This window comes from Halomonas sp. LMYGS-3, from assembly GCF_059509875.1.
Genome location: NZ_JCAKFQ010000035.1, coordinates 23,318 through 30,611, shown reverse-complemented (window position 1 = coordinate 30,611; position 7,294 = coordinate 23,318). Strand labels below are relative to the sequence as shown.

The 7,294-nt window shown below is 68.9% G+C and carries 6 protein-coding genes; all 6 read right to left on the bottom strand.

Going from position 1 to position 7,294, the window contains the following annotated elements:
* Positions 1–321: 321 nt before the first annotated feature.
* Positions 322–633: a YcgL domain-containing protein gene (locus tag AC5W54_RS20500; RefSeq protein WP_495963953.1), complete on the bottom strand. Its 312-nt coding sequence runs from the start codon at positions 631–633 to the stop codon at positions 322–324.
* A complete protein-coding gene (gene rnd / locus AC5W54_RS20495; protein WP_495963952.1) occupies positions 630–1,760 on the bottom strand; it encodes a ribonuclease D in 1,131 nt (376 codons plus the stop codon). The genes AC5W54_RS20500 and rnd overlap by 4 nt, the downstream gene beginning before the upstream one ends.
* 32 nt (positions 1,761–1,792) lie before the next feature.
* Positions 1,793–2,413 carry a recombination mediator RecR gene (recR, locus tag AC5W54_RS20490; RefSeq protein WP_495963951.1) on the bottom strand — a complete coding sequence of 207 codons (621 nt, stop codon included), beginning with the start codon at positions 2,411–2,413 and terminating at the stop codon, positions 1,793–1,795.
* A gap of 22 nt (positions 2,414–2,435) precedes the next feature.
* Positions 2,436–2,762: a YbaB/EbfC family nucleoid-associated protein gene (locus tag AC5W54_RS20485; protein WP_495963950.1), complete on the bottom strand. Its 327-nt coding sequence runs from the start codon at positions 2,760–2,762 to the stop codon at positions 2,436–2,438.
* A 47-nt stretch (positions 2,763–2,809) separates the two neighbouring features.
* Entirely contained in the window at positions 2,810–4,744 is a 1,935-nt protein-coding gene (gene dnaX, locus AC5W54_RS20480) for a DNA polymerase III subunit gamma/tau (RefSeq protein WP_495963949.1), read from the bottom strand.
* Between the two features lie 106 nt (positions 4,745–4,850).
* Positions 4,851–7,133, bottom strand: a complete 2,283-nt coding sequence (locus tag AC5W54_RS20475) for a putative bifunctional diguanylate cyclase/phosphodiesterase (RefSeq protein WP_495963948.1) — start codon at positions 7,131–7,133, stop codon at positions 4,851–4,853.
* Positions 7,134–7,294: the final 161 nt, after the last annotated feature.

The window sequence follows — 7,294 nt, the reverse complement described above, 5'->3', positions numbered from 1 at the left end:
TGGTGTGGACTACTACGAGGCGCGCTACCGGCAACGCCTGGTGAGCAACCTGCAGCGACGCGCCAAGTCACTCGGCTTCGAACTCGCGCCGGTGCAAGCCGTCAGGCAGCGGGTTTCTTAGGAAGGCGCCGAGTCACGCCCCTATGGGGTCAGACCCCGGCCGAGTTACGGCCCGTCACCGTGCACTGAGCGAGCGGATTCGACACCGCCGGGGTCTGACCCCCTAGGGCCTCCCAACGCTGGCAACCCACTCAAAACGCCCTTCGCGCGGGTTCGGGCGCGATAGATCAACGCCCTTCGCGCGGGTTCGGGCGCGATAAACTAGTACTTCGCCTCGGTGGGCGTGCGATAGAGGTCGAGCAGATACTCCTCCTTGGCCGGCGGCATCTGCAGGTAGAAGCCCTTGTCGCGAATCGCCGCCATGACGTCGGCGGCCCTGGCCCGGCCCAGTGCTTTCTCCGGGGTGAGGACCAGGGTCATCGCCGACACCGGCTTGCCGAAGCGCGCGAGCAGTGCCTCGGGGACGTCGGCCAGGCCATGACGCTTGTCCACGTAGAGATACATCTCCTCCTGGCGCGGACTCTTGAACACCTCGCACAGCAACTTGTCGCCCTTCATCCGATCGTCGCTCATCCGTCATTCACCTCATCCAGGGCGGCCGTCAGGCCTGCATTCAGTCGTTCGCCACGCCAGCCGCCGGGCAGCGGCAACGGTTCGCCCTCCAGGTCGGCGGCCACCAGCGCCTCCAGGTCGCGTCGCCGCATCAGCACCTCGGGGGCCAGCCCCAGCGCCTCGGCCTCGGCGCTCACCACCCGCTTGAGAGCCTTGAGACGCTTCTTGAAGTCCGGTGCCATCGGCGAGGGCATCGCCGGCGGCAACGCCTGCTCGTCGACATGCAGCGCTTCACGCACCAGGGTCAGCAGCTCATCGCCCTCGCGCTTGACCAGCGGCGGCTTGATGCCCTCGATCCGGGCCAGCTCGTAGCGGTTCTCGGGCAGCCGCTCGGCGATGGCGTAGAGCAGGCGATCATTGACCAGCCAGCCCCGCGGGACATCGCGGCGGCGAGCCTCCCCCTCACGCCAGGTGGTCAAGCGGCGGTAGGCCTCGGCCTGGCGCGGCGAGAGCCGCCACAACTGGCGATGGCGCAGGTACCATTGGCCATCGGCGGCATCGCTGCGTGTCGCCTGGGCGACCAGCTCACGGCCGTCGGCCTCGAGCCAGGCCATGCGCCCCTGCCGCTCGAGCGACTCGCGCTGGTGCTCCCACACCTGCACCAGATAGACGACGTCCAGGGCGGCATAGCTCAGTTGGGCGTCGCTGAGCGGGCGCAGCAGCCAGTTCGAGCGGGTCTCGTCCTTGGGCAGGCTTTCCCCGGTCCAGTGCTGCACCAACCGCTGGTAGCCCATGGAGGGGTCCTCGCCGAGCAGCCCCTGGGCGAGCTGGGTGTCGACCAGCGGAGTCGGCGGTACTCCGGCCCAGTGGGCGAAGACCTCGAGATCCTCGCTGCTGGCGTGGAGCAGCTTGAGGGGCCCCTCGGAGAGCAGGCGCCGGAAGGCGTCGGTACACGCCACCTCGAGCGGGTCGACGAGATAGGCCGCGCCACCGGCGGAGAACTGGATCAGCGCCGGTACCGGGTGGAAGGTGTTCTCGCGGAAGAACTCGGTGTCGAGCGCGACCACGTCCGCTCCGGCCACCTCGGCACAGGCGGCGTCCAGGGCGTCGGGGGTATCGATCCAGCGAATCTCGGGGGTCAGGGGCATGCAGCATCCGGCAGGCAGGGGAGCAAAAGGGATCAGTCGCTCTGGAAAGGCAGGCGACCATTGAAGGCACGCGTCAGCGTACCGCCATCGACGTATTCGAGCTCACCGCCCATGGGCACGCCATAGGCCAGGCGCGAGAGCTTCACGCCCCGGGGCGCAAGCTGGGAGGCGATATAGTGGGCGGTCGCCTCGCCCTCCACGGTGGGGTTGGTGGCGAGGATCACCTCCTCGACACCTCCTTCGGCCGCCTCGCTCCCGGATACCAGGCCCTCGAGCTGATCGAGGCCGATGTCCTCGGGGCCGATGCCGTCCAGCGGCGAGAGGTGGCCGTGCAGCACGAAGTAACGGCCACGATAGCCGCCGGCCTCCTCGATGGCCAGCTGGTCGGCGGGCGACTCGACCACACAGAGCACGCTGTCGTCGCGCCGCGGGCTTGCGCAGAGCGTACAGATCTCTTCCTCGGTGAGAGTGCGACAGCGCCGACAATAGCCGACCTCCTCGAGCGCCACGCCCAGCACTTCGGCCAGGCGTCGACCCCCGTCGCGGTCGCGTTCGAGCAGATGCATGGCCATGCGCTGAGCGGTCTTGGGCCCGACGCCGGGCAGCACCCGCAGCGACTCCATCAGTCGCTCGACCAGGGGGGAGAAGCTCATGGCAAGCCCTTTCCAGCAGAGATCAGAACGGCATCTTGAAGCCCGGCGGCAAATTCAACCCCGCCGTCGCCTCTTCCATCTTGGCCCGGGAGTTGGCCTCGACCTTGCGCACGGCGTCGTTCACCGCGGCGGCCAGCAGATCCTCGAGCAGCTCCTTGTCCTCTTCCATGATGCTCGCGTCGATGTCGACCTTGCTGACGTCGTGGCGGCCATTCATGGTCACCTTGACCATGCCGGCACCGGCTTCGCCCTGGACCTCGGCCTTGGCGACCTCTTCCTGAACGCGCTGCATCTTCTCCTGCATCTCCTGGGCCTGCTTCATCAGGTTGCCCATTCCACCCTTCATCATGGGGGTTTCCTCTCGCTTGGTAGTGTTGAAGTCGTCGCCGTGGCGTCTCAACCGCGTGCCTCGGCATCGGCGGGCTTGACCGTGGATTCGATCAGGCGTGCACCGAACGCCTGCTGCAATCGTTGTACATGCGGGTCGTTGGTGAGTGCTTCAACCGCCTCGGCATGGCGCTCGGCAGCCAGGCGCTCGGCCTGCAGCCGGGGGGTCTCGATGCCCTCGGGCAGGGGGCCCTCCTCGATGATGAGACGGCGCTCGATGCCGATGGCCGCCAGCGCCTGGGAGATGCGCGCCACATGCACCTCGGCGTTCATCGCCGAGAGCGCCGGGTCGAGCCGCAGCAACAGCCGTGTGCCGTCGTCGGTTTCGACAACGCAGTTCGCCGCCAGGTTGCGGGTCAGGCCGCCGAGCCCCAGGGATTCGAAGCGAGCCAGCCAGCCGGCATGGTCGAGGCACCCGTCAGGAGTCGCCGTCACGACCGCGGGGTCGGGATCCGCAACTGCGGGGCCGGGAGTCACGGCAGCGGGCTCGGGAACCACAGCGACGGGATCGGATACCGCCACCGGCCCGGGACGAGCGTCCGGCAACGGGGGGGCCGGGTCGACAGGCTCGGGGGCGGCGTCGGTCTCGGGCCCCTCGGCCGCGCCCCGCGCTTCCCAGGGCGGCGGCTCCTCGCTCGGCGGCACGACGGACTCGACCGGCGGCGGCGACGAGGCGGACGCCGGCGCCGGCGAGGCGTCGGTGGCAGGTGCTTGCTCCGCGACAGGGGCCGGCTGCGGCGCACTCGGCGTCGTGGCCGGAGCACCCTGTGCGGGCGTCTCGTCGGCTTCGCCATCGGGGCCGCCCCGCAGCGGCAGTGGCGTCTTCGCCGGCCGCGGCACGCCCTGGGGGCGAAAGGCGAGCATGCGCAGCAGGGTCATCTCCAGGGCCATGCGCAGGTCGGGAGCATGCGCCATGTCGCCGCGCCCCTGGATGCCGATCTGGTAGTAGAGCTGCACGTCCTCGGCGGTGAAGCGGGAGGCCAGCTGAAGCAGCGCCTCGCGGTCACCATGGCCGTTGTCCAGCGCCTCCGGCACCATCTGGGCGATGGCCAGGCGGTGCAGCACGCCGGTGACGTCGTCGAGCACCGCGGCGAAGTCGGGCCCCTGCTCGGCCAGCGCTGCGACCTCGGCGAGGACGCGCCCGGCGTCCACCTCGGCCAGCGCCTCGAGCAGGGCCAGCACATGACGGTGATCCAGGGTACCCAGCATGGCCGCCACGTCGGCGTGTCGCACCTGCCCCTGGCCGAAGGCGATGGCCTGGTCGGTGAGGCTCAGGGCGTCGCGCATGGAGCCGTCGGCGGCCTTGCCCAGCAGCCACAGGGCGCTCTCGTCGCAGGGTACCGACTCGGCCTCGAGGACCCGGGTCAGGTACTCGACGATGCGCTCCGGCGCCATGTTCTTGAGGGTGAACTGCAGGCAACGCGACAGCACCGTGACCGGCAGCTTCTGCGGGTCGGTGGTGGCGAGCAGGAACTTCACGTGGGGCGGCGGCTCTTCCAGGGTCTTGAGCAGCGCATTGAAGCTGTGGGTGGAGAGCATGTGCACCTCGTCGATGAGGTACACCTTGTAGCGCCCCTGGGTCGGCGCGTACTGCACGTTGTCGAGCAGCTCGCGGGTATCCTCCACCTTGGTGCGCGAGGCGGCGTCGACCTCGATCAGGTCGACGAAGCGCCCCTCGTCGATGGCCCGGCAGCTGTCGCACTCGCCGCAGGGGGTCGAGGTGACACCCTCGTCACCGGCCCCCTTCGCCGTGCAGTTCAGGCACTTGGCGAGGATGCGCGCGAGGGTGGTCTTGCCCACCCCACGGGTGCCGGTGAACAGATAGGCGTGGTGCAGGCGTCCCTGGTCCAGGGCATTGACCAGCGCACGCTGGACGTGCTCCTGGCCGACCAGTTCATGGAAGGTACGCGGCCGCCACTTGCGGGCCAGAACCTGATAGCTCATGCAGCGCGGAATCCTTGCAGCTGGGCTGGCTGGCAGCCGGACTCGAAGGACGACGCCGCCCGGAAGTCCCGCTGGCCACGCCGATCATGGGTATAGACATGTCATTCTACCGGCTGGGAACGGGGGCGCAAAGCTTGGCACCGCCACCCCAGCGGCGATCGAACACATCGGCGGGCACGGGGTGGCTCAGCAGGAAGCCCTGATACCGCTCGCAGCCCAGGCCGGCGAGGAAGTCGAGCTGCCTCGGGAGCTCGACACCCTCGGCGACCACCTCGAGCCCGAGCCGGCCGGCCATGGACAGGATGGCGGCCACGATGATCTCGTCGCTCGCGTCTCCGGGCACGTCGCGCACGAAGGACTGGTCGATCTTCAGCCGCTGCACGGGCAGACGCTTGAGATAGGCCAGCGACGAATACCCGGTGCCGAAGTCGTCCACCGCCAGCATCACGCCCAGCGCACGCAACTCGTGCAGCACGCCGATGCCCTCGTCGGCATGGCTGATCAGGAACCCCTCGGTGATCTCCAGCTCCAGGCGTTCCGGCGGCAGGCCGCTCTCCCCCAGCGCCCGGCGCACGTCGCCGACGACATCGCCGTGAACCACCTGGGCCCCCGAGAGGTTGACCGCCACCTGCAGGTCAAGCCCGTTCAGCTCCCAGTGACGTGCATGACGGCACGCCTCGCCAAGCACCCAGCGCCCCAGGGCATGACTCAGCCCGGACTCCTCGGCCAGCGGGATGAAACGCTCCGGCATGATCGTCTCGCCCTCCGGCGAGACCCAGCGGATCAGCGCCTCGGCCCCGAACACCCGGCCACCGTCGACGAAGGCCTGGGGCTGGAAGTAGAGCTGCAGCTCGTTGCGCTCGAGCGCGCGGCGCAACCCCACCTCGAGGTCGAAACGCTCCCGGCTCTGCGCCCCCATCGCCGCGGTATAGCGCTGCCAGGTGTTACGCTTGAGGGCCTTGGCCCGATACATGGCGGTATCGGCATTGCGGATCAGCGCCTCGCTGGTCGTGCCGTCCTCGGGAAACAGGCTGATGCCGATGGAGGCACCGATGAAGATCTCGTGGTCCTCGACCTCGAAGGGTTTCACCAGGGCGTCGATCAGCTGGCTCGCGACGCGCTCGGCGTCCTCGGGGGAGGCCAGGCGCTCGATCACCACCAGGAACTCGTCGCCACCCAGGCGCCCCAGTTGATCCCGGTCGCGAAGCACTCGCAACAGCCGATCGCCCACCGCTCGCAGCAGGCGGTCGCCCAGGGGATGGCCGAGGCTGTCGTTGACGCCCTTGAAGTGGTCCAGGTCGAGGAACAGCACGGCGAGCCGGGATCGCTCCGCCGCCGCCACCCGCAAAGCCGACTCGAGCCGCTGGCCGAGATGGAAACGATTGGGCAGCCGGGTCAGCGCGTCATAATGGGCCGATTCCTCGAGGCGCCGGGCCTGCTCGTCGATGCGCGACAGCAACGGCTTGAGCACCCGGGCCGTGACCAGGGCCCCCAGCAGCATCATGATCAGGGTCGCCAGCAGCGGCCAGTACAACACCCTGAAGGCCTCGGCATAGACGCTCCCGGCCGGCAGCTCCACCAGCAACCCCCAGCCGGGCGTCGCCAGGGGCACACCGATCAACACCTGTTCGCCATCGCCCATGCCGGTCCTGTCGAACCCGGGCCGCCCCGTGGCCAGGGCCTGCACCCGGGTCCGCTCCAGCGCATCCGGCTCCCTGGCCAGGGGCGTCCCTCCGTCGTCGCTGCCCAGCAGGGTCCCGCTCTCCAGCTCCACCAGATACTGGCTCGCCTCGGCTCCGATGCCACCCGCATCGGTCAGCAACGCCATCAGGGCGTCCACCCGGAAGTAGAGCAGATCGGTACCGATGAGCTCACCGCTTGCGGCGATGATCGGCGCCGCGACCTCCAGCACCGGCGCCTCGCCCGCGCGTGTCAACCGCACCGCGCGGCTCGGTTCGCCCTCACCGAGTGGCGATTCGTGCAATGACAGCGGCGTGCGGCCGAGGGACAACAGCGGCTCCCCCGCGGGGCCCAGGCGTACCAGGCCGACGACCTCGTCAGACTCGCTCATGGCATCGCGCAGGCGAGGGAGGCTGTAGGCCACCAGCGAGGCACGATCGAGTTCGCCTGCGGCATAGGCCTCCAGGCGACGACGAACCTCGGTGCGGCTGGTGAACAGGCGAGCCAGCTCACGGAAATGCTGCAGTTGACGATCCAGCATGTCCGCCTCGGCCTCGACGCCGATCCGGGTGGCGGTTTCCAGCCCATCGCGGGTGGCATGGAAGAGCGGCACGGCGATGCTCGCTCCTACCAGAGCGCCGGTGGCCAGGATGCCCATCATGGCCAGTGTCGCGATGCGTCGCTGCGCCTGCTTCACCCCGCGCCCCATCCCCTCTTGCACTCCTGCGGCCGATGGGGCCGATGCACGAACATCACGACCCACCCTGGTTACAGTGTATCGGCTTCCGTGGATAAATGCCTGGCGCTGCTATCTGCTGGGCGTAAAACCACAGGAAAGCATCAGTGACTTCCTTATCGGAGAACCAACCC